5 protein-coding genes are annotated in these 26,298 nt (G+C 48.2%); all 5 read left to right on the top strand.

Features of this window, described 5'->3' with window-relative positions; all coding sequences use genetic code 11:
* Nucleotides 1-95 precede the first annotated feature (95 nt).
* The 5 genes from JOJ89_RS06560 (at nt 96) to JOJ89_RS06540 (ending at nt 26,284) form a co-directional block, all read left to right on the top strand.
* Nucleotides 96-20,909 (top strand): carboxypeptidase regulatory-like domain-containing protein, encoded by a 20,814-nt coding sequence (locus JOJ89_RS06560; RefSeq protein WP_203289955.1) that lies wholly within the window; start codon nt 96-98, stop codon nt 20,907-20,909.
* Between the two features lie 192 nt (nt 20,910-21,101).
* Complete coding sequence (locus tag JOJ89_RS06555; RefSeq protein ID WP_203289954.1) at nt 21,102-22,217, top strand: CdaR family transcriptional regulator; 1,116 nt, start codon at nt 21,102-21,104, stop codon at nt 22,215-22,217.
* 99 nt (nt 22,218-22,316) lie between these two features.
* Nucleotides 22,317-23,729 (top strand): glycolate oxidase subunit GlcD, encoded by a 1,413-nt coding sequence (glcD, locus tag JOJ89_RS06550; protein ID WP_203289953.1) that lies wholly within the window; start codon nt 22,317-22,319, stop codon nt 23,727-23,729.
* Nucleotides 23,726-25,048, top strand: coding sequence for a (Fe-S)-binding protein (locus JOJ89_RS06545; RefSeq protein ID WP_203289952.1), 1,323 nt, complete (start codon nt 23,726-23,728; stop codon nt 25,046-25,048). Before glcD ends, JOJ89_RS06545 begins: the two co-directional genes overlap by 4 nt.
* A 612-nt stretch (nt 25,049-25,660) precedes the next feature.
* The gene (locus tag JOJ89_RS06540; RefSeq protein WP_203289951.1) at nt 25,661-26,284 is read left to right on the top strand and encodes an HNH endonuclease family protein; all 624 of its coding nucleotides are present in this window, start codon (nt 25,661-25,663) and stop codon (nt 26,282-26,284) included.
* Nucleotides 26,285-26,298: the final 14 nt, after the last annotated feature.

The raw sequence follows: 26,298 nt of genomic DNA, 5'->3' as shown, positions 1-26,298 counted from the left end.
GGAATAGAATAAATCGTTATCATTTTTAGGGGTATAGACATTTTGTCTGCCCGATAAGGTAGTATAGGTGATTATTTTTTGAGGGGAGCAATGGAATGGCATTTCCATCGAATACACAGTTTCAGCCGATTATTCTTAATGGACAGCCAATTTTTGATGTGGTTGGTGATGAGTCGCCAATTTCGACGGATATCGTGGGCAACACGACATTTCCGGCTGCGTATGTCGCATATGACGGTACAACCATTTATTTCAGGATTCGCGTAAACGGAGATCCGAGAAATTCTCAGAACACGGGGTTTGCTAATTTCTCATGGGGATTTTTGGTTAACACATCAGGTACACCAGGGATCTATAACTGGCTGAGTAACGTTAATGGCCAGGATAACTCAATTAATTTAGTTCAAAACACACAGCAGGTTTTCAACTCTTGGAACGATCCGGCGGAAGGAACGAACGGCCGCGGTGCGCCAAACGTCAGGATTCCGATTGTGAATTTCGATGTGGCAAGAGTCACGCTTACGAACGATGGATCTAATTTTGGAGGAAATCCTGATTATTTTATAGATTATCAGTTTACGGCCTCACAATTTTTTCAAACTCTAGGCATTACGGCAAATTCAGCACTGCAATTTATTATTTTCTCTTCCGCGAATGCAAATAACTACAATAAAGACTCACTGCGGACATCTGAAGGATTTCAGTTTATAAATGCATTAACAGATCCTGTTACACCAAATGATGTGGATATTCGCGCGAAGCTTGCAGCTTCAAAAGTTATTACATTTGGTCCGGCATCTGTTGTAACAGGCAGCATTGCAACATGGAATCAAACAGTTACGGTTACAAATACCGGCCGTGCTCTCGCAAGGTCTGTCACAATGGCCGATGTTTTTAACATCGACCAGCTTTCGTCTGTCACAAATATAACAGCTTCAGCAGGCTCTGCTGTTTTTAACAGCTCAAACCGAACCTTGTCCTGGAACATTGGGAATTTGGCTGCAGGCCAGTCTGTTACGTTAACCTACAGCGTTACGGGTACCTTCACTTCAGCTGGTACGAGAAGGCTGAATACGGTCACAGCGTCAGGTATTGATGATCAGACAGGTGCCCAGCTTACTAACGCTGTTGCCTTTAACGACATTACTGTTACAGCGGCAGCCTCCATTACAGGTCAGGTAACTTCAGGGCAGACAGGATTGCCTCTTACAAACGTGACCGTTCAGCTTCGCAATTCAAATAACGTGCTTGTCGGCACAGCGACAACTAATGCACAGGGAAATTACAGCTTCACTCAGCTTTCTCCCGGCACTTATTCCCTAACCTTTATACAAGCGGGATTTACGACCCTCTCGCAATCTGCGACAGTTGCGGCAGGGCAGACACAAGTGGTCAATGTCATTCTTCAGCCGGTTCCAGGAACTCTTACAGGAACTGTTACAGCTCAAGGCGGAGCCCCAATTGCAGGAGCAACTGTCAGATTGACTGATCAGTTTAATGCCGTGATTGCGACCGTCACGACAAATGCAAGCGGTCAGTATACGGTTACCGGCATTACACCAGGTCAATATACACTTTCGGCAAGCGCTCCAAACTTCCAGTCCCAAACGCGCGGGACGACCATTGTTTCCGGCCAGACCACGACAGAAAACTTTACGCTTGCTCCGTCTCCGGGTACCGTCACTGGGACTGTAACGGCAAATGGCGGCACGCCTGTTCAGGGTGCGCTCGTAGAGGTTCTTGATTCAGCAAACAATGTCATCGCCCAGACCGTGACAAACGCCAGCGCACAATACACGGTAAGCCAGCTGTCGCCGGGAACGTATCAGCTGCGCGTTACAGCTGCAAATTTCCAGACCGGTATTCTTGGTTTTACGGTTGGGGCAGGTCAGACAACGACTCAGAATGTGGTGCTGCAGCCTTCACCTGGAACGCTGAGCGGCACAGTCACAGATGCAGCTAACGGAGCGGTTCTTTCAGGAACATCTGTGACTGTTGTCAATCAAAGCGGTGCCACTGTCGCTTCTGTTCTAACGAATGCACAGGGGCAGTACACGGTCTCAAACCTCGCGCCGGGCACATACTCTGTCACGTTTGGCAACTCAGGATATGCAAGTCAGACAATCGGAGCCGTTATCAAGCCAAATGCGACAACGACTTTAAATGCATCACTAAGCAGAATTGTCGGCGCAATCAGCGGAACCGTGACCGACAATCAGGGCGGGGCTATTTCCAATGCCACCGTCAATGTCTTTTTAAATAATAGTTTGATTGCATCAGTCAACACGAATGGTAATGGCACCTATACCATCCCAAACCTCGCACCTGGCAATTATACGGTTTCTGCTTCAGGCCAGAATTTCCAAACAGGGGTGCAGGGAGTTCAAGTTATTGGTTTCCAGACATCTCTTGTGAATTTTTCCCTTTCTCCAGATCCGGGATCTTTAACAGGCGCTGTGACAGCAAACGGGGGGACACCGGTACCAGGAGCTGTCATTAATGTTAGAACATCTGCAAGTGGTGCTGTCGTTGCAACAACTGTTACAAATCAGAATGGAATTTACCTTGTTGCAAACCTTGCACCGGGTACTTATTTTGTATCAGCAGCTGCACAGGACTTTCAAATTCAGAGTCAGGGTGCTGCCATTCAATCCAATCAGACAACTGCTCTTAATTTTACTCTTTCACCAAATCCGGTCACGATTATGGGGACAGTCACCAATCAGCAAACTGGCCAGCCGATTTCAGGTGCTCAAATACAGGTTAGGATTCTTGATGCCAATGGGGCTGTTGTAGCAACACTTTTCACTGATTTGCAAGGCATGTTCCAGGTGCAGCAGCTCGCACCCGGCACTTACACAGTTGTAGCCGGAGCTTCAGGCTTTCAAACAGACATTTCGTCTGTTTCTATCCCTCCTGGCGGTCAGGCAAATCTAACGATTGCTCTTGCGCCAAATCCCGGTTTTATCACAGGAACCGTTTCAAGCGGCGGAAATCCTGTTGCCGGAGCTTCTGTCGGAGTTGTGGATCAAAACAACGTGCAAATTCAGTCCGTCCTTACAGACAGTCAGGGGAATTATACGGTCTCCGGTCTGCCCCCCGGAAACTACAATGTCGTCGTTAACGCTCAAAATTTTCAGTCGTCTATTACTGGAGCTATTGTTACTGCGGATGCAACAACTGTAGTCAATGTGAATTTGGTGCCAAATCCAGGGTCCATTACTGGAACCATATCTCCAGTCGTTCAAAACACGATCGTCCAGCTGTATTCAGGTCAGGGCGTTTTTATCCAGAGTACTCTTGCGGATAACAGCGGAAGTTATCAGTTTTTAAACCTGGCTCCGGGAAATTATATCGTGACGGCGTCTGCTCCGGATTATACGACAGAATCAGCCGGAGCTGTAGTTGTCTCAAACGCTGCAACAAGTGTTAATATCACCATTAACCCAAACCCGGCTTCAATCAGCGGTACTGTGCTTGATCCTATTGGCACACCTGTTTCTAATGCGGTTGTGCGTGTAGTTGATGCAAATGAAACACTTCTCGGCCTGGCTGGAACAGATGCAAACGGCTCATATACAATTGGAAACCTGCCTCCAGGTTCATTCACTGTCATTGCTTCGGCACCTGATTTCGGTTCCGCTCTGACAGGTATTACCCTGCAGCCGGGCGGAAACGTGCCGAACGTCAATTTTACCTTAACACCAAATCCAGGCTCTTTAAGCGGGCTTGTTTCCAATGGGGCAAATGGCGCTCCGCTTCCGGGAGCAACGGTTGTAGTCCGCCAGGCTACTGGTTCGGGCGTTATTGCCGCAACAGTCACGTCGGGTTCTGACGGAAACTTCCTTGTTCAGGGTCTTGCACCGGGTAGCTATACAGTCACTGCCTCTCTATCTGGCTTTGGAACAGGAACGACGGGAGCTACTGTAGTAAGCAGCACAGTGACAACGGCAAATATTTCTCTTGTTCAGTTAAGAGGTTCAATCAGCGGGCAGCTTCGCGATTCGGACGGCAATCCTATTACGGGCGAAAATCTTCAGGTAAGGCTTCTGGATTTAAACGGTGTACTCATTCAAACGCTTGTGGCGCAGCCGGACGGAACGTTTGTCTTTCTTGACATCCTGCCGGGCAGCTATATTCTGAATGCTTCTGCCGCTGGATTTCAGGCAGCTTCTATTGGAGTGCAAGTGGCAGCTGACCAGGAAACACAAGCCATCGTCACCCTGCTACCATCTCCAGCTGTTTTAACAGGCCAGGTTCTTAACCAGCAGACTTTGGCAGGAATTGAAGGAGCTATAGTATCCGTAACCAATCCGAATACAGGTATTCTCATCGGCAGCGGCACAACAAATCAGGACGGCACATTTACCATTGGAAATCTTCCTGCCGGCTCGTTTCTTGCAAGTGCCGATGCACAAAACTTTGGCACGGCATCTGTCGCTGTTATTTTAACGGCAGGACAGACTGCAAATACACTCCTTTCCCTCACTCCAAATCCGGGAAGTGCTGCAGGTACTGTCGTTAACAGAGAAAACGGAGATGCCCTTCCTGGTGCAAGTATTCAGATTTTTGATCAGACCGGGGCGCCTGTCGTATCCGTTGTCACCAACGCTCAGGGCCAATTTACGGCGGCAAGTCTGGCTCCTGGAAATTACACGGCTATTGCCGCTGTCCAGGGTTTCACAAGTCAGACCATCAGCTTTATCGTTTTTTCAGATACTCAGTCGACTGCAAGCTTTGCTCTTGAGCCGAATCCTTCCCAAATCCGTGGAACAGTAACGAATGCGGGAACAGGAGATGCTGTCGCGGGAGCCAGTGTCATTATCCGCCAGTTTACGTCAACTGGCCCAATTATCACTTCAACGGCAACCGATTCATTTGGTTTTTATTCAGCACCAAATCTGCCTCAGGGAACGTTTACTGTCATCGTTCTTGACCCGTCGTTCAGTTCCCAGGCTTCAACTGTTGTACTTGAACCCAGTGAAACAGAAGATGTCAACTTTGCCCTGCAGCAGCTTCCGTCAACTGTGCAAGGTACCATCACAGATGCAGATACCGGCCAGCCTTTAATTAATACGTTAGTGAGCCTATTTGATGATACGGGCATTTTAGTCACACAAACTCAGACGGATATTAATGGTTTCTATCAGATAAACGGATTTGCTGCGGGAAATTATACAAATACCTTTACAAATCCCGATTTTCAGTCACAATCGTTCAGCTTCACAGCCCAGCCAAACCAGACATCTGTTATTAACGCAGCACTGATTGCAGACCCAGGAGGCATAACAGGCCAGGTTTTTGACGGCCAGACATTTACTCCGCTTGCAGGTGCTTCCGTCCTTGTCTATCCGGCTATAGGCATTAACCCGATCGCGTCTCTTGTCACAGATGGAACCGGCCGTTATACCCTTAACAGTCTGCCGCCGGGATCGTATATTCTTGTTGGCTCATTCACGAACTATGCAACGTCTTCAACAGGAATCACCGTACGTTCCAATGCCGTTTCCAGCTCGGATATTGTTTTAACACCCAATCCTTCTTCTATCTCTGGTACGGTTACATCCGAGTTTGGCCAGCCAATTATCAATGCCACTGTCCGGATCCTTGATCAAAATGAAACAGTTCTTGCTACAGCCGTTACGAATGAACTCGGACAATATAGCATTACCAATCTGCCTCAAGGCAACCAGCAGATCATTGTCTCAGCACCTGGATTTGCCACGCAGCTCGGAGGAGTTATTTTAACACCGGGACAGATGACTGAAAATGTTAACTTTGTATTAACTGCGAATACCGGAAGCATAGCAGGGCTCATTACGGCTTCTGATACCGGCCAGCCAATAACAGGAGCCATAGCCGTTGTAAGGACAATTGCAGGCGTACCTGTTGTAGTTGCATCTACTTCTACTGATGAAAATGGAAACTACTTTGTTCCGGATCTTCAGCCGGGGTCCTATACCGTTACAGGTTCTGCATCCGGATTTGGCATTTCAGTTGTAGGAGCCATTGTCGTCAGTGATCAGACAACTCAGGCGGATATCAGTCTGCCCCGTCTTGTCGGCTCGATTTCAGGAACGGTTACAGATATTCAGGGAAATGCCCTGCTCAACGTTCCTATTCAAATACGGGTCTTTGATCAAAGCGGCATTCTTTTGCAGACACTTGCTGCCCAATCAGACGGAACATTTCTCATCACAAACTTGCCTCCTGGTTCCTATCAGCTGACAATTCTGGCAGAAAACTATGCTGCAATGATGGTTGGAGCATCTGTTACAGCCAATGAAACGACAACTCTATCTGTATCTCTTACGCCAAATCCAGGTACAGCTACAGGCCAGGTTCTGAGCGCTCAAACTGGTACGCCGATACCAGGAGCAATCGTTTCGGTTACAGACACCAATGGTTTGCCGATCGGGAGCACAGTAACAGACAGCGGCGGAAACTTTATTATTCCTAATTTGCCGACGGGATCACTTGTGATTTCAGCTGTTGCACCTGATTTCGGATCTGACTCGCGTTCCATTATTTTAACGCCGGGAGGCACGGCTGCATCGATTCTGAGCTTAACGCCGAATCCTGGTACCATCAGCGGTTTTGTAACGAACGGACAATCCGGAGATCCGCTCTCAGGAGCTGTTCTTCAAGTGGTTGACAGCACATTGGCCATCGTTGGCACGCTTACGACTGATGCTGCCGGATTCTATCAATTTGCTAACCTTTCACCAGGCCAGTACAGAATAATAGCTTCAGCCTTTAATTTTGGCACTGATGTTCAGGATGTAACGGTTTTATCCAATCAGACAACAAGCGCAGATTTCGCATTAGCTCCGAATCCTGGGTCTATTTTCGGGACGGTTGTTAATCAGCAGACGGGAGCGTTTATAACTGGAGCCGCCATTGTCATCCGTCAATTTTCACCTTCAGGGCCTATTGTGCAGTCAACTGCGACAGACAGCAGCGGGCAATTCACTGTACTGAACCTCCAGCCGGGAACGTATGCCATTACAGCCTCAAACACAAATTTTGGCACACAGACGGCAACGGTCCTTGTCCAATCAAATGCTGTCACGAACACTGCTCTTGCCCTGCCTCCAAACCCTGGCGCAGTTACCGGCACGGTGACATCTGCTCAGACAGGAGATCCGCTTGCTAATACGCAAGTGCGCGTTTTAAATGATAACGGCATTTTAGCTGCCGTAGTGCAGACGGATTTAAATGGTGTATACCTTGGGCAGGGACTGACGCCGGGCACCTACACAATCGTCCTGATAAATGCAGATTTTCAAAGCAGAACGATAGGGGCAATTATCGGTGCAGGAGAGACTGTTACCGTAAATGCTGCTCTCGCTCCGAATCCGGGAACTATTACAGGCATTATTTCAGATGCTGTAAGCGGAAATCCGCTGCAAGGAGCCATTGTTCAGCTTTTCCCTTCTCAAAGCTTGATACCAATTGCAAATGCAGCTACTGATCAAAACGGGCGGTACTCGTTTGCCGGAATTGAGCCTGGAGAGTATATCGTCGCTGCAAGTGCAGAAAATTACGCGCGTGGAACTGCTGGGGCAACTGTGTTTCCTAATGCACAGGCAACCGTGAACCTGGGTCTGACTCCAAATCCGGCAGCCGTTGTTGGAACCATCATCCAAAACGGCGGTACACCAGTAGGCGGTGCAACAGTCCGCATTCTTGATCAGAATGAAACCGTCCTTGGTACAGGTATTACGGATCAAAACGGGAACTATACAATTGGCAATCTTCCTCAAGGAACACAAACGGCCGTCATTTCTGCTTCAGGATTTGGAACACTGCTGACAGGTGTCACGTTAAGCCCTGGCCAGACAACGACGCTGAACGCACAGCTAACGCCGAATGCAGGCTCCATCAGAGGAACCGTTACAGACCAGCAGACTGGACTGCCAATTGCCGGCGCCGATCTTGTCGTCAGACGGACTGGCGCTGCACCAATTGTTGTTGCAAATTCGACGTCAGGGACAGACGGGTCTTACCTTGTCTCCGGTCTTGCACCCGGAACGTATACAATTACAGCTGTCCGAAATGGGTACGGGGCAGCGACAACAGGTGCAACGGTTGTCAGTGACGCCACAGCGAACGCTCCAATAGTCCTGACGCCGTTATCTGGGACGATTGCGGGCACAATTACAGATCCGCAAGGCAATCCGATTACCGGAAACAATCTGCAAATCCAAGTCTTTAATCAGAATGGCCAGCTCGTTAAAACGGTTCTTGCAGGTTCTGACGGTACTTTCATCGTAAACGGCCTTGCACCGGGAACGTATCAGGTTGTCGTAACAGCACCAAACTATGCGACGGGAACATTCAGCAGCACCGTTGTTTCTGAACAAACTACTGCTTTAAACCCTGTCCTTCAGCCAAACCCTGCAGCAGTGAATGTAACTGTCACGAGCACTGAATCAGGCGATCCGATATCAGGAGCCATTGTCACAATTACACTGCCAAACGGAACAGTTGTCGGGATTGGGGTTACGGATGCAAACGGATTTGCATCAATTGGAAGTTTGCCTCCCCAGTCTCTTAACCTGTCTGTTGCAGCAGAGAATTTTTCAAGTTTCTCGCAGGCTGTTAATCTGTCACCGGGCCAGACTTTAAATACAGCCGTCTCTTTAGCGGCACAGAATGGCACCCTGTCAGGAAGCGTGTCAAATGCAGGCACATCTGCACCTATTGCGGGTGCAACGGTTGAAGTGTTTGATTTTACTAGAGGCTTAATTGCAACTGTCGCGACAGATGCGTTTGGAAACTATCAAGTTCAAAATCTCTCTGCGGGTGTATACCGCGTCATTGCATCAGCAGACAATTTTGGCTCAACCGTTCAAGAAGCAACCGTTATTGCCAATCAGCAAACCGCTCTCAATTTTTTACTGCCTCCAAACCCTGGTTCCATTCAAGGTACCGTCGTTAATCAGCAGACAGGTGAACCGATATTAGGCGCTGCTGTTGTTATCAGACAGTTTTCACCGACAGGCCCTGCTGTAGATTCTGTCTTTACGAATCAAAACGGCGAGTTTGCCGTGAATAATTTGGCTCCTGGAGCTTACACTGTTGTTGCTTCTGCTGAAAACTTCGGCACACAGGCAGGTTCCGTATTCGTTTCGTCAAATGCTGTTTCAACTATTAATCTTGCACTTATTCCTAACCCTGGATCTGTTCAAGGTACGCTTACAGACTCTCAGACGGGCACACCAATAGCCGGAGCTCTTCTCAGAATTCAAAACAGCAATGGTGCGATTGTTCGGGAGGTTCAAACAGACAGTGACGGCGTCTACAGAGTTGACGGCCTCGCACCCGGAAACTACTCGCTTACCGGCATAGCCCAGACGTTCCAGCGTGCATCAGTCGGATTCAATGTTGCTTCAAATGCAACAACGATTGTCAATTTAGCACTGGATCCAAATCCTGGTTCCATTTCTGGAAGAGTGACAGATCAGCAGACAGGCAGAGCTCTTGAAGGCGCCTCGGTTCAGATTTTCCCTGTTCAAGGTCTCTTTCCGATTGCGAATGCTCTTACAGACCAAAATGGAAACTACACGGTCATCGGCCTTGCTCCTGGTGAGTATATTGCCGCTGCGGATATTTCTAATTATGCACGCAGAGCTGTCGGTGCCATTGTAACGGCAGATCAGACAACAATTGCCAATCTTGAGCTTATGCCGAATCCCGCTGCAATCAGCGGAACGCTCACAAGTACAGGTGGGCAGCCAGTCCCAAATGCTAGCGTCAGAGTACTCGATCAAAATGAGACGGTGCTTGGCAGCGCACTGACCGACCAGAACGGCAATTATGTCATCAGCGGCCTCCCGCCAGGTTCTCAAACCGTGATTGTGACGTCAGAGACGTTCGCAGGTCAGATCAGCGGAGTGACTCTTGCACCGGGAGATTTCATTGAAAATGTTAACTTTGTCCTGACTCCCAACCCTGGAACCATCGAAGGTTTTGTAAACAATGCCCAGACAGGTGTTCCGATTGCAGGCGCCATATCCATCATCCGTCTTACAGGAGGAACGGGAGTAGTCGTAGCTAATGACGTAACGGACTCAGACGGGTTCTATTCCGTAGCCGGTCTAGCGCCTGGAACGTATACAGTTACTGCTTCAAAGACAGGTTTTGGAACAGCTTCTGTAGGTGCTGTTGTGTTCAGCAATACGGTAACTTCAGCAAACCTGCAGCTGAGCCCTAACACAGGAGCGATTTCAGGGATCATCACAGACCTGCAAGGAAGTCCAATTTTTGGAATGGGAACACAAGTTGCGGTCTATGATCAAAGCGGATCACTCGTAAAAACCTTGTTGGCCGGCTCGGATGGCTCCTATTCCATTCTGGATTTGCTCCCTGGCAGCTATACACTTGTCATCACTGCACCGAATTTTGCCGCTGCTGTTATCGGAGCGATTGTTGTTTCTGACCAGACAACTCAGGCAAATATCGCACTGACTCCAAACCCTGCGGCAATCACAGGGCAGGTATTGAATGCAGGCACAGGAGATGCAATTAACGGAGCGCTGGTTACCGTAACAGATTTAAACGGCCTTGTCCTGGCATCTGCAGCAAGCGGAATCGATGGAAGTTTTACAATCCAGAACCTCCCTCCTGCCACTCTGATTATATCCGCTGTTGCACAGGACTTTGGCGCAGACTCTAAAGCTGTTATGCTTTCACCTGGCCAAATTGGAACAACCACTCTGTCTCTTACGCCAAATCCCGGTACTTTGACGGGTTCGGTCGTAAATGCACTGGATAACCAGCCAATTCCCGGCGCTGTACTGCAAGTGTTCGATTTTACAGGTGCTCTCACCGCTACAGTACTGACAAATGATAACGGTTTTTACCAGGTTCAAAATTTGGCTCCAGGAACGTACCGTGTTATAGCCTCAGCAGCAAATTTCGGCTCTGCCGCTCAGGATGCAGCCATTGCATCAAACGCTGTGACGACACTGTTGTTCCAGCTTCAGCCAAATCCGGGAAGCATTACGGGGACCGTTTATAACGGGCAGACCGGTGCGCCTATTCAGAATGCAAGTTTGGTCATCAGGCAATTTTCCGCAGCCGGTCCTGCAGTAGCAACAACAGCAACGAACGCCCAAGGAGAATTTGCCGTATACAACCTTGCGCCCGGAAGCTATACGGTAATCGCATCTCAGCAGAGTTTCGGCACACAGACAGCTTCAGCGTCTGTCGAGTCAAATGAAATCTCTGTTGTGCAGCTGAATCTTCCGCCGAATCCGGGTTCTGTTCAGGGGACGATTACCAATGCGCAGACCGCAACCCCTCTTACGGATACACTCATTAGAATCATTGATTCAGGGGGCGTGCTGGTCGCCGTTTCCCAAACAGATTTAAACGGGGTTTACAGGGTTGACAGCCTTGCTCCCGGCAGCTATTCACTGGTTGCTGTAAACGCCGATTTCCAGAACCAGTCACTTGGATTTACGGCCATATCTGATCAAACCGTCACGTTAAACGCCGCGTTGAATCCAAATCCGGGAAGCATTACGGGAACAGCGGTAAGCACTCAAACAGCAGCGCCAATTGCCGGAGCATCGATTCAGATATATCCATCAGGCAGCTTTATTCCTGTCTTTGAAACAGTCACCGATCAAAATGGCAGCTTCACAGTCGGAAGTCTTCAGCCGGGGCAATACACGGTTACAGCTGCTGCATCCAATTTCGGAACCGTTTCAGTCGGGGCACTAGTTTCAGCTGGAGCAGCAACAGCTGTGGTCCTGTCTCTTTCTCCGCTTCCGGCAGCAGTATCGGGACAAATCACAGATCAGTCCGGGAATCCATTGCCGAATGCTGTCATTCGCATTCTTGACCAAAATCAGAACGTTGTCGGAACCGGCGCAACAGATCTGAACGGAAATTACTCCGTTGGAAATCTTGCACCGGGAACGTATACAGTAAGTGCTTCTGCCCCTAATTACGGAACGGGCCTCCAGGGTGTTTCCGTTGCAGCCGGCCAGACGCTGACAGGAGTGAACCTTGCGCTCACGGCAAATCCCGGATCCATCTCAGGAACAGTGACAAATAGTGCCACAGCGGACCCATTGGCCGGAGCCATTGTGACAATCCGAACGCTTCAGAGCGACAGCAATGTAGTTGTGCAAACAGTCAATACAGATGAAGCCGGAAATTATCTTGCTCAAGGTCTGGCACCGGGTTCTTATTCGGTCACAGCCAGCGCATCTGGATTTGCTTCTCAAACACAAACTGCACTTGTCTCAAGCAACCAGACAGCAACAGCGAATTTTGCTCTGATTGCTGAAACCGGGAATATTTCGGGTACTATTCGGGACGGCAACGGTGATCCAATTACCGGCAGCAATATCTTTGTCCGAGTTTTTGATGGGAATGGTCTTCTCGTAAAATCGATCACCGCTGAACCAGATGGAACTTACTCCATTATTGATCTTGCACCGGGGAATTATACAGTCGTTGCACAAGCGCCTGGTTTTGCGGCATCATCTGCCGCTGCAGCAGTAGTTGCCAATCAGACAACAGCTCTTGATCTTCAGCTGGCGCCGCTGCCTGCATCAATCACCGGGCAGGTATTAAGCCAGGGTACAAATACGCCGCTCCAAGGGGCTGCGGTCACAGCCAGTGTCGCTGGCCAGGTGATTGCTTCCGCTGTAACGGATGCATCAGGGAACTTCCAGCTCACGAATCTTCCTGCCGGCACAATTACGCTTACTGTTTCTCAGGCAGGATTTGCTGACAACGTTCAAGCAGTCATACTTGATCCGGGTGAAACAGAGCAAGTAACCGTATCTTTAAGTCCGCTGCTCGGGTCCATTTCAGGAACGGTTATCAATCAGCTGACATCTGATCCGATTGCAGGTGCCATCATTACCATCCGTCAATTTTCACCGGCCGGACCTGTCATTGCGACTGCAGTTACAGATGCTGGAGGGACATTCCTTTCAGCGAATCTTGAACCCGGATCCTACACGGTCATTGCCCAATCCGCCGGTTTTGGCACACAGTCGGCATCTGTCGCCGTTTTTGCAAATGAAGTTTCCAATGTGACAATCGGCCTCACGCAAGCTCCGGGAACGGTTCAGGGAACAGTCCGACGTTCAGATACAAACGATCCGATTTCAGGAGCTGCAGTCCAAGTCATACGCCGTGACGGCACTCTTGTAGATGAAGTCAGTACAGATGGAGCTGGATTCTACGCGGTTGAAGGGCTCCCGGCTGATTCGTATACGCTTGTCGTCTCAAGTCCGGCATTTCAGAATCAGTCTGTCGGCTTTACGATTCTGCCGGGACAGACGACAACGGTCAATGTATTCCTTGCAGCAAATCCAGGAGTATTGACAGGCACTGTAACAGACCTGTTCTCAGGCGGTGCAATTGCAGGGGCTGTTGTCCTGGTCTTTCCTTCACAGGGGATCATTCCTATTGCACAAGAAACCACTGACCAAAACGGGCAGTTTTCCGTTCCAGGTCTTGCACCTGGAGAGTACAATATCGTCGCTTCAGCATCAAATTATGCCAGACGGGGAACCGGAGCCGTTATTTTTGCAGGACAGACAACAGATGTCACTATACAGCTTTCTCCAAATCCTGCGACGATTTCTGGGTCTGTCACAGATACCGGAGGAACACCTGTAACAAATGCAACGGTCAGAATTCTTGATCAGAATGAAACGGTTCTCGGTACGGCAATCACAGATGAGTTTGGAAATTACTCTGTCAGCAACCTGCCTCAGGGAACCTTAACAGTACTCGCATCTGCGCCTGATTTTGCTGCAAATCTGACAGCTGTTACCGTAACGCCAGGCCAGATTTTGACTGATGTAAACATTTCTCTCAGTTCGCTGTTTGGAACCATCAGCGGCCAAATTACAAATGCAGCGACAGGTGACCCGATTGTTGGGGCCATTGCAGTTGTAAGGACAGTCGGCGGAACAAGCGTCATCATTGCAGCAGATACAACTGACGTAAACGGCAATTACTTGCTGGAAGGACTTTCACCAGGTTCTTACTCGGTAGTGGGTACAGCAGCAGGTTTTGGCTCGATTACTGTAGGCGCAATCGTTCAGGCTAATGCTCTGACCACAGCAAATATTGCCCTTCCGCCGGATACAGGCATGATTTCCGGCTCACTGACAGACACGGCCGGAATGGCTGTCACCGGGTCAAACATCGCTGTTCAGGTGTTTGATATCAACGGAATTCTTGTAAAAACTCTGCTTGCAGATTCAGATGGAACGTTTACAATCATGGATCTTGCACCAGGCACGTACCTTGTTCAAATCACAGCACCGAATTATGCGACTGCTGTCGCAAGTGCCGTCGTTGCTGCAAATGAGACTGCGGTTTTGCCTGTCATTCTTTCACCAAATCCCGCAACTGTAACAGGGCAGGTCATCAATGCCGTAACATTAGATCCTTTATCCGGCGTTATTGTAACGGTCACAGACTTAAACGGACTGATTGTCGGCAACGCGGTCAGTGATCAAAATGGTCAATTTACGATTCAAAATCTGCCGCCTAATACACTGAACGTCTCTGCTTCTTCAACGCAGCCGGGATTCGGCTCTGCTTCGGTATCTGTTCAGCTTGGACCTGGTGCAGTAAATAATGTCACCCTTTCCCTGCCTCCAGTTTCGGGTTCGCTTACGGGTACAGTCAGGGATGCACAGACTCAAAACCCGGTACCGGGTGCTTCGGTTCAGGTCTTTGATTCTACAAGAGCACTTGTTGCAACGGTGGTTACGGATCAAAACGGTAAATATTTAGTAAATAACCTGATCCCGGGAATCGTCAGAGTTACAGCTTCATCCGCTAATTTTGGAACAGTGGTTCAGGAAACGGAGATTTCTGCAAATGCTCAAACGGTTCTGGATTTTAATTTACCTGCAGATCCCGGCACCATTCAGGGAACCGTGCTTAATCAGGTGACAGGACTGCCGCTAAGCGGAGTGAGCATCGTAGTAAGACAGTTCTCTCCTACCGGTCCGGTCGTCGCAAGCTCAGCAACAGATGCCAATGGATCCTTTACAATTCCAAACCTAGCTCCTGGTTCCTACACAGTTCTCGGTACACTTCCAGGTTTCGGAACGCAAGCTGGATCAACGGTTGTTGAATCGGGGCAGACATCTTCTGTACAGCTCTCCCTTCCGCCGAATCCGGGTTCCGTTCAAGGGTTTGTAACAGAGGCTGGTTCAGGATTTCCATTAGTCAATACACTGATACGGATTGTAGATGTAAACGGTGTGCTCACGGCTGTTGGCCAAACGGATTCAAATGGAAGGTACAGTATTCAAAATCTGCCGCCAGGCTCTTATACCGTAACAGCCATCAATACGAATTTTCAGCAGCAGACTATCGGCACAACGATTGTATCCGGACAGACAGCAACGCTTGATATTGAGCTGCAGCCTGATCCTGGTTCCATTACAGGCATTGTTACAAATGCTGCTTCAGGAACGCCGCTTTCAGGAGCTTTTGTCCAGCTCTTTCCTTCTCAGGGACTGCAGCCTCTTGCAAGTGCTGTTACCGATTCACTAGGCAGGTACTCGTTTGCCGGCATTAAGCCAGGAACCTATTCCGTAACAGCGGATGCCGTGAATTTTGCAAGGGCCATTGTCGGGGTTACGGTCTCATCAAATACGGAATCAACGGCAAATCTTGCCCTGTCTCCTAATCCGGCAGCTGTTTCAGGTACGGTGAGAGATTTAGAGGGTAATCCGATTGGCAATGCTACCGTGCGGTTATTAAACGGGAACGAAACCGTCATCGGCACTGGCATTACCGGAGGAGACGGAACGTATACGATTTCCGGTCTGCCGCCTGGAACATTCAACATCATTGTTTCAGCTGGAGGGTTCAGTTCTTCGACAGCTGCCCTTACACTTACTCCGGGTGAAATCCAGTCCGGCATTGATTTTGCCCTCTCGGCAAATCCTGGTTCGCTTACAGGAATTGTGACAAACGCAGCAACCAGATCCGGATTAGCCGGAGCAAGCATTATCGTCCGCAACAGTTCCGGTGTCATTATCGCTTCTGGCTTTACAAATACAGACGGCAGGTACACGATTCAGAATCTTGCACCGGGTGTTTACAGCGCTGTATTTACGGCGGAAGGCTTTGGAACAGCTGTTATTGGCGCACAGATTATTTCAGATACAGCCGTTCAGCTTAACGCATCCCTCGCTGCACTAACAGGCAGCATAAACGGAGCAGTAGTAGATCAACAGGGAAATTCGGTCACAGGCCAGAATATTCTTGTGAAAATCTTCAATGAAAACCTTGTATTAGTCGAGGCGCTGACTGCTCAAGCTGATGGAACATTCTCTGTATTCAACTTGATTCCGGGAACATACCTGGTCAATGCTTCCGCTCCGGGATTCGGTTCAAATACGGTCAGCTCCATCGTTTTTGCCAATGGGGTGACTTCAACGTCCGTTACACTGACAAATTTGCCTGCCACAGTAACTGGAGTTATTTCTGACAGCGGCACGGGACTTGGCATTTCAGGTGCATCGATCATTATCTCAAGATCAAATGGCGTCATTCTAGCGACAGGATTCAGCGGAGATCAAGGGGTATTTACGTTCCCGAATCTGCCTGCAGGTACTTTCCTCCTGACAGCACAGGCCCCGGGATATGGAAACGCCACAACGTCCATCATCCTGACGGCGGGGGAAACGACAACTGCTTCGCTTGCATTATCCCAGCTTACTGGACGTCTTTTAGGGCAAGTAACAAGTGCACAAGACCTGGCACCGATTGCAGGAGCTGTCATCCAGTTATTTGATGAAAACCGTACACTCATTTTGACAGTCGTGTCCGACGCACGGGGGAATTTCACAGTTCCTGCCCTTTCCCCGGGCCAGTATACAGCCGTTATAAACGCGCAGGATTTTGGCAGTGAGTTCAGAGGCTTCACCATTACGGCAGGCGCAGATACCGTTCTTGCCATTGACCTGACACCGAACCCCGGCATCATTCAGGGGTTTGCCACAAATGCTGCGGGCGGCGCTGCCATACCGAGTGTAAGTGTAATCGTTCGCGCTCTCGGTCCTGCCGGTCCAATCATTGCGACAACACTGACCGACAGCAATGGATTTTATCAGGTCACAGGTCTTGCACCAGGTGCTTACAGTGTGATCTTCAGCGGTGCTCCGTCTTTTGGCTCTGAAATTGCAAGTGTTGTGATTGACCCTGGTGAAACGGAATTCGTCAGTGCCGTGCTGTCCCCTCAGCCAGGTACAGTACAAGGTCGAGTGACCGATGAGGCAGGCTTAGGGATCTCAGGTGCTCTTGTTCAGCTATTCAGCCTTCAGGGAGGGTTGCTCAGAAGAGTTCAAACAGATACAGACGGCAATTACTCTATTACTGGATTTACAGCGGGAAGCTACACGCTGTCTGTTCTTCAGCAAAACTTCCAGTCATCATCAGCTGGATTTGATGTACTGCCTGGTCAGACCGCGACCGTGAACTTCATCCTGCAGGCAAGTCCCGGGTCAATTACGGGTTTTGTAAGGGATGCTGTTACCACTCAGCCGGTTCCCGGAGCCATTGTGCAGCTCTTCCAAAGTCAAAGTCTGACCCCGATCGCGTTTACTGTCACGGATCAGCAGGGCTCCTATACCTTTAGCGGGATCCAGCCAGGCAACTATCTGGTTACAGCTTCGGAATTTAATTACGCGAGTTCATCAATTGGGGCCACAGTCGCTGCAAATCAGCAGGTTCAGGCAAATATTCTGCTTCAGCCAAACCCTGCTTCCATTTCCGGTCAGGTGACAGATGCCTTTGGATCACCGATTAACAATGCATCTGTGCGAATTCTTGACCAAAATGAGACACTTGTTGGATTTGCCGTAACCGGAGCTGACGGGACGTATGCGATTGGAAACATCCCGGCAGGCAGCTTTAAACTCGTCGTTTCAGCTGAAGGCTATCAGACCGCGCTTTCTGGAATTAGTCTCTCAGCGGGAGAGCAGCGGACAAATGTTAACTTTTCTCTTTTCGCTAATCCCGGCAGCATTTCCGGCAGAGTTACAGATGCATTTGGAAATCCAATTACAGGAGCAGTTGTGACTGTCCGAATTATCGGAGCCGGAGGTGTGGTTGTAGCCACAGTAGTTACCGATTCTGACGGAAATTACACGGCCGGAAGCCTTCCGCCGGGCTCCTATACTGTAACGGTTACAGCTCAAGGATTTGAAACGCGAAAGGTTGGAGCGATTGTCCAGTCAGATACTACTACTACAACAAACGTTGCACTTACAGGCATTTTTGGTTCTATAACAGGAGTTGTCCTGAATAACCTTGCTCAGCCGATTACGACTGCTTCTGTTGCAGTGTCCCTGTTTGATGAGAATGGCATCCTCATTTTCACAACGAATGCGCACTCAAATGGAAGCTTCACATTCCCGCAGGTGGCACCAGGCAACTATGTTATTACGGCATCTGCCAGCGGATTTGTAACAGGAATTATTGGTGCAGTTGTCATCCCGGATCAAACGTCAAATGTTACGCTGCTGTTGCAGACCGGACCTGCTTCAATTGCAGGATTTGTCACTAATGCCGCAACAGGTGATCCGATTCAAGGTGCTATTGTAACGGCAACAACCGTTGACGGCCAGGTGCTGGCTATTTCAACAAGTGCTGCTGACGGTTCATTCACCATCTCTAACCTGCAGCCTGGCACCGTTATCCTGACAGCGACCGCTACTAATTTTGGCACTGATTCTAAATCTGTCATTCTCGTGGCTAATACAACTGCACAAACAACTCTTTCGCTCAGTGCGAATCCGGGCTTTTTGACTGGTGTTGTGAGCGACCGGAGTTCGCTGCCGATTCCGGGAGCTGCCGTTCAAATTTTCGATATTACAAATGGTCTTGTCGCAAGTGTATTGACAGATAACACAGGGTCTTACCGGATTGATGGTCTGACACCTGGAACGTACAGGGCTGTCTTCACCGCAGCAGGCTTTGAACGATTGGCTGCCGGTGCTGTTATTGCAGCCGGTCAGACGACACAGCTGAACGTTCAGCTGAACGGGGCATTCGGAACGGTAAACGGCACAGTTTTAAATGCTCAAACAAGATCACCCATTCAGGGTGCTGCGGTTACACTAAGATATCAAGGTCCATCAGGGCCAATCTTTGCAACTATAATAACTGATGCAAACGGATTTTATGAAATTGGAGGGGTGACAGAAGGGCAAATTTCTATTACAGCAGCTGCAGGAGGATATGGGACTCAAGTTTTGAACGCAGTCATTTTCCCTAATCAAACAGTCGCGGCGGATTTTCTCCTTGAACAGCAAACAGCTGCCATCAAGGGGCTTGTCACTGCGAACTCCACCGGCGAACCGCTCAGCAATACGCGAATCAATATTATTAGTTCAACATCTGCTATTGCAGCAACAACTCAGACAGATAAGGACGGTGCTTACCTTGTACCAAATTTAGCCCCGGGAACATACCAGGTTGTAGCACTGAATATCAACTATCAAGCTGAGAGCAAATCAGCAGTGCTTCAGCCTGGAGATGTGCGCATCGTAAATTTTGAACTGGAATCGAATCCTGGTTCTCTAATTGGCGCTGTCAGGGATAAAAATACAGGATTACCTATACCTGGTGCGCTTATTGAAGTGGTAAATTCAGAAAATACGGCAATTGCTGAAGGTCTTACTGATCAAAACGGCAGATATTTAATAGAAGGGCTTCCTCAAGGGAATTACTCTGTCAGGGCTGCTGCAGCGGGATATATCAGCGTAATAAAATCTGCGGAAATTGTGCTGGGAAGCATAACTGAAATTGACTTTGAACTGAGTAAAACCCCTGCGAGCACAGGTGCAATTGCAGGTTACGTTCTTGATGCAGAAACGCAAGTTCCAATACCCGGCGCAAGAATTGAACTTTTTACAAGCAGCGGGCAGTTTATTGGCATTGCTTTTTCAAATCCAGACGGTGTTTACTTCTTTGAGAATTTATCGCCGAATGAATATACCCTTACTGCAGAAAAAGAAGGATTCAGTTCATCACGGATTACAGTATCGCTTGGAAATGACGAAAGCGTGCTCGACGCAAATTTCTTATTAGACAAAATACCTGGAACCGGAGCATTGACTGGCACTGTGCTCAACGCCATCTCCAGCAGGCCAATATCAGGGGCAAGAGTGGATATTATCAATGCGCAGGGAATCGTTGTAAAAACGGTATTAACGAATGCCGCCGGTACTTTTTCCGCAGACGGCCTTGTTCCCGGCAGGTACACCATTACAGCTTCTGCAGACTTGTATTTAACAGGTTCAGTTGAAGCGGTCATCCTTCCAGATGAGGTGACAGATGTAACAATCCTTCTCTCAATCAGTTTTGCCCGCTTAGAAGGAACGATCACAGATAAAAAATCCGGGAAACCAATAAAACATGCCAAGGTACTCGTTTTTTATCCAAATGGAAAGCTAGCTGCAGCGGCCATAACTGATCGGGATGGCAAATACGAAAATCTTATTGTATTGCAGGGAACGTATAAAGTTACAGCATCTGCAAAAGGATACCGTAAAAAATCAAAGACAATCTCTCTCAATTCTGGAGAGTCCGTAATCCTTAACTTTAAGCTTTCTCCTGTAAAGAAACCAAAAGGAAGCATATACGGAGAGGTAACGAAAGAAGCCGGGGAAGCTATCTGCAAGGCTAAAGTGAAGCTGTACAATTCAGAAGGCGACTGCATCGCTTCTGTGAAGACGAACAAAGAAGGACATTTTCAATTTAAACATCTAAAGGAAGGAATCTATAAATTAAAAGTGAAAGCAAAAGGCTACAAAAAAGAAAAAAGAAAGACTGAACTAAAATCCAATAAATCCAAAGTAAAGCTGTGCATAGAATTAAGAAAGAAAGAATGTTAAAGTATTAGAAAAATGAGTGGCTCAGTACCCGCTACATCTCTGCTGCATTCAGCATCAGCACTCTGTATCTTTTACTTGAGGCGGGGAGTAAAATACTCCTCACCTTTACTTGATTCTTATTATGCCGCTTTGTGTACACAAATAGCGGCTGCTTGTTCTTTTTAATACCAGTTTATATCCGGAGGAACCCTAATGATCAAACCCGCTCTCGCTAACAGCATCATTTCAGAAATGAATCACTTAATTGACGAGGAATTAATCGTTGCCGATACATCCGGTACAATCATTGCCAGCACGGATAAAAGCAGAGTTGGGACTTTTCATGAAGGGGCACTTATTTGCATACGCGAGAAATCCACAAGGATTATTACAGCTGAAGACCAAACAACCTTAGAAGGCGTGAAAGCAGGCATAAATCTTCCTGTCTTTTTCCAGCACCAGATTGCAGGAGTCATCGGGATTACTGGTGATCCTAAACGAGTATCCTCATACGGTGAAATCCTGAGGAGAATGACGGAGCTTTTAATGAATGAACGCTATTATTCCGAGCAGGTTGAATGGCGTGCGCGTGCACTTGAAGCTTTCGTCTTTGACTGGGTTCAAAAGTCAGACTGGACAGAGGAATTTATCAGTCAGGGGGAATTGCTCGGGGTCGATCTGAAGCTTGAAAGACAGGTTCTTATCGGTCACTGTTCAAGCGAAAAAGAAGAACTGATCAGCCATCAAACGCTGCTTGACCTGATGCAGTCCTTCACAAATGAAACAGCTGACGTCTTTGTCCGCTGGGGAAACGACCGGTTCGTCATTCTTATGGCCGGTCATAAGAAAAAAGAACGGACACACCACTTCGCCGGACAAATACGTGATTACCTCGAAAACCGGTACGGGCTTGATTTGTCAATTGGAATAGGTCAGCCAGCTTCCCCACAGCACGTTCCCCTTTCATTTCAGCAGGCAGAACGGGCTTTAAACACGGCGAAAAAAACAAAAGGGATTGTGTTTGATGATGACCTGCGCCTGGAAATGCTGCTGAAGGAGATCAAAAAGGAAACAAAAATGGAGTTTGTCAGCAGAACAATCCGTTCAATGGAACATGAGAGAGAGCTTGTCGATACCCTTCAAACATTCATCCTGCAAAATCAATCCTTTAAGGCTGCAGCAGACGTTCTTCATATTCACATCAATACCCTTCACTACAGGATGAAACGGATCGAGGAACTTACGGGATTGAATCCCCGCCATACACATGACATGACAATCTTATATCTCTCTCTTCTCTTTTTAGATGAACAGCCAAAAAAAGAATAAAAAAGCAGCAAATATTTGGAGGATTAACCATAGTTAATCCTCTTTCTCTTTTTTATGATAAAGGTACTTATTCGTTCATTTAAAGAGGAGGACTGTTTTATGATATCCGAACAATTAAAAGCAAAGCTTCAGGCCATTACAGGTGCAGAAAACTATGATGACAGCCGTGCAGGCAGACTCGTCTATTCCTACGATGCCACCCCCCAGTTTCAATCCCTTCCTGACGCTGTAATCGCTCCAAGAACTGCTCTGGAAACGGCTGAAATCTTAAAACTATGCAATGAACACGGCATTCCGATTGTCCCTAGAGGCTCAGGAACCAACCTTTGTGCTGGAACGTGCCCGACAGAAGGGGGAATTGTCCTTCTATTTAAACATATGAACCGTATTCTTGAAATCGACGAAGAAAACCTTACTGCTACTGTAGAGCCCGGTGTCATCACCCTTGATCTGATTCATGCCGTTGAGGAAAAGGGACTGTTCTATCCGCCTGACCCAAGCTCGATGAAAATTTCGACCATCGGCGGAAATATCAATGAAAACTCAGGCGGCCTCCGCGGCCTCAAGTATGGCGTCACACGCGATTATGTGATGGGACTTGAAGTCGTTCTTGCAAATGGAGATATCATCAAAACAGGAGGAAAGCTTGCAAAAGATGTGGCGGGCTATGATTTGACCCGTCTCTTCGTCGGCTCGGAAGGAACGCTTGGCATTGTCACAAAAGCCATTCTCAAGCTCATTCCGATGCCTGAGGATAAAATGACGATGCTCGCCCTCTATCAGGACTTGGAAGCAGCTGCGAAATCGGTGTCCAAGATCATCGCCGGCAAAATCATTCCGACTACACTCGAATTCCTTGATCAGCCAACCTTAAGAGTGGTGGAGGATTTTGCGAAAATCGGACTGCCTACTGACGTAAAAGCCGTCCTTTTAATCGAGCAGGACGGTCCGACTGATGTCGTGAAAAGAGATATGCTGAAAATGGCTGCCATTTGCGAAGAGGAACATGCGGTATCTGTAAGAGTCGCGGAATCTGAAGAAGAAGCAGACGGACTCCGGACAGCCCGCCGCTCAGCCCTTTCCGCTCTTGCACGGCTAAAGCCGACAACGATCCTCGAGGATGCAACCGTCCCCCGCTCTGAGATCGCCAAAATGGTCGTGGCCACAAACGAAATTGCTGAAAAATACAGCTTAAACATATGTACATTCGGCCATGCCGGTGACGGGAACCTTCATCCCACCTGCTTAACCGATGTAAGGGATCATGAAGAAATCGAACGTGTGGAAAAAGCGTTTGAAGAAATTTTCATCAAAGCAATTGAACTCGGCGGAACAATTACAGGAGAACACGGAGTCGGGGTCATGAAAGCCCCTTACCTTGAACTGAAGGCCGGTAAAGAAGGGATTGCCGCGATGAAAGCCATTAAGAATTCCTTCGATCCAAACAACATCATGAATCCGGGTAAAATGTTTGCAAAAGACTCCAGAAAACGGGTGGTGGTTTCAAAATGACAACAGTTAAAGAGCGTGAAACCATTCAGGAACAGTTTAAGGAGCGGATGAACGAGGATGAGCTTCTGAACTGCATGCGCTGCGGATTCTGCCTGCCGAGCTGTCCGACCTATATTGAGTCCGGCTTTCAGGAATCCCATTCCCCAAGGGGACGCATTGCCCTGATGAAAGCCGTAGTGGATGGCCTGATAGAGCCTGATGAAGACGTTGAAAAATCATTGAACATGTGCCTCGGGTGCAGAGCATGCGAGCCGGTCTGCCCGTCAGGAGTCAATTACGGCCACTTGCTTGAAGAAGCCAGGGACATTATCAACCAGAATAAAAAACACTCGCTGCCTGTGCGGACGGTCCGAAAAGCGGTATTTGACGGACTGTTCCCTCATCAGGAGCGGATGCGGACACTGACAGGACTCATCGGATTTTATCAGCGATCAGGCCTTCAGAAAGCCGTCCGTTCCACTGGAATGATGAAGCTTTTACCAGACAGTCTGTCATCAATGGAAAAAGTGCTTCCGGACATACCGACACGAAAAGAAATGAAAAACCGTCCCTCGTATCTTCCCGCTAAACCGGAGAAACGAAAGCGCGTCGCCTTTTTCTCAGGCTGTCTCATGGACACGATGTTTATGAAAACAAATGATGCCACCATGAAACTGCTCCAGCTCTCGGGCTGTGAAATTGTCATCCCGGAAAATCAGGCCTGCTGCGGCGCCCTGCACGGCCACAGCGGAGAAAAAGACTCGGCCAAAGACCTTGCCAAGCGGAATATCAAAGCCTTCGAAGACCTGCAAGTTGACTACATCATCACAAATGCAGGAGGCTGCGGCGCCTTTTTAATCGACTATGACCACCTGCTGAAGGACGACGCAGAATGGTCAGAACGCGCAAAAGACTTTTCAGGCAAACTGAAGGACTTTACAAGCATTCTGGCCGAACTTGAATTTCACAAAATGAAACTGAAGCTGCCGCATCAGGTCGTCACCTATCAGGATTCGTGCCACTTGCGGAATGTTATGAAAACATCAAGCGAACCGCGCAGGCTGCTGAAAGCCATCAAAGACATCGACTACCGCGAAATGAAAAACGCCGACAGCTGCTGCGGGTCGGCCGGCATCTACAACATAGTCGAGTCAGAGATGTCGATGCAGATCCTGGACACGAAAATGAAGAACGCCAAAGCAACAGGTGCAGTAACCATCGTTACCGCCAACCCCGGCTGCCTGCTCCAAATGAAACTTGGCATCGAACGTGAAGGGTTATCGGATAAAGTCAGGGCTGTACACATTGCTGATCTGCTGCTTGAAGCGGTTGAAGGCTGAAGACGAAAAAGGAACTCCAGATGCGGAGTTCTTTTTTTTATAGGGATGCATTTTCCCTTTTAGGTATCCCATATTTCTGCCGCACCGTTTTACAGGGTTGCATTCTTTCAGTTTGGTACCCTATATTTCTACCGCGCTGTTTTACAGGGATGCATTCTTCCAGTTTGGTACCCCATATTTCTGCCGCATCGTTTTATAGGGATGCAAACCACATTTTAAAAACAGAGGACACCTCCTCCCCATCCAAAATTTGCAAAAACCTCAATACAAACCTGCTTCGATGGACTCATTTTTATTTTCCATTGTAAATCATCATACTAAAGAGTTTTGATGCCTTTTCCTTACCTATATTAAAAATGTTTCATGACATATGGCCTCAATCTCATAAATACCTCTATTCATCCTCTTCCTTTTGGACTTAAAATCAGCGCAAATCCGAACATAAAAGTTAAGAGGTTTACATTTCCTTAACTTGTATAAATCTCTCTTTTCATACTATGATTTCTAATAAAGAAACAAATTCCCATCTCTTTCTCCCTTCGTTCTGTCTATTAATCTCACTGACTATAAGTTATGAGATTGATATAAAAATTTCATACAGGAGGCATTTACATGCTGAAAAAAGCTTCATTATCTGCTTTTGCACTGCTGCTCTCATTCACTTTATTTTTGCCGGAAACACATGCTACGCCACCGGGCACTCCGTCAAAGTCCACGGCACAAACCCAGCTTAATGCTTTGACAGTCAAGACAGAAGGTTCCATGACCGGATACTCGCGTGATTTATTTCCCCATTGGATTAGCCAAGGAAGCGGCTGTGACACCCGTCAGGTTGTGCTTAAGCGTGACGCTGACTACTACAGCGGCACTTGCCCTGTAACTTCAGGAAAGTGGTACAGCTACTACGACGGTGTAACGTTTTATGATCCATCAGACCTTGATATCGACCATATCGTCCCTCTTGCAGAAGCTTGGCGTTCAGGTGCAAGCAGCTGGACAACAGACAAACGCGAAGACTTTGCAAACGACTTAAGCGGACCTCAGCTGATTGCTGTAAGCGCCAGCACCAACCGCTCCAAAGGTGACCAGGACCCATCTACGTGGCAACCTCCCCGCGCCGGTGCAGCCTGCGGATACTCAAAATGGTGGATCAGCACGAAATACAAATGGGGCTTGAGCCTTCAGTCTTCAGAAAAAACCGCGCTACAGGGCATGCTGAATAGCTGTTCTTACTAATGCTTAACTGAAAA

It is taken from the genome of Metabacillus sp. cB07, from assembly GCF_016839225.1.
Taxonomy (GTDB): domain Bacteria; phylum Bacillota; class Bacilli; order Bacillales; family Bacillaceae; genus Bacillus_P; species Bacillus_P indicus.
The sequence above is the reverse complement of the archived record's forward strand: the minus strand, read 5'-3'. Positions and strand labels throughout refer to the sequence as shown.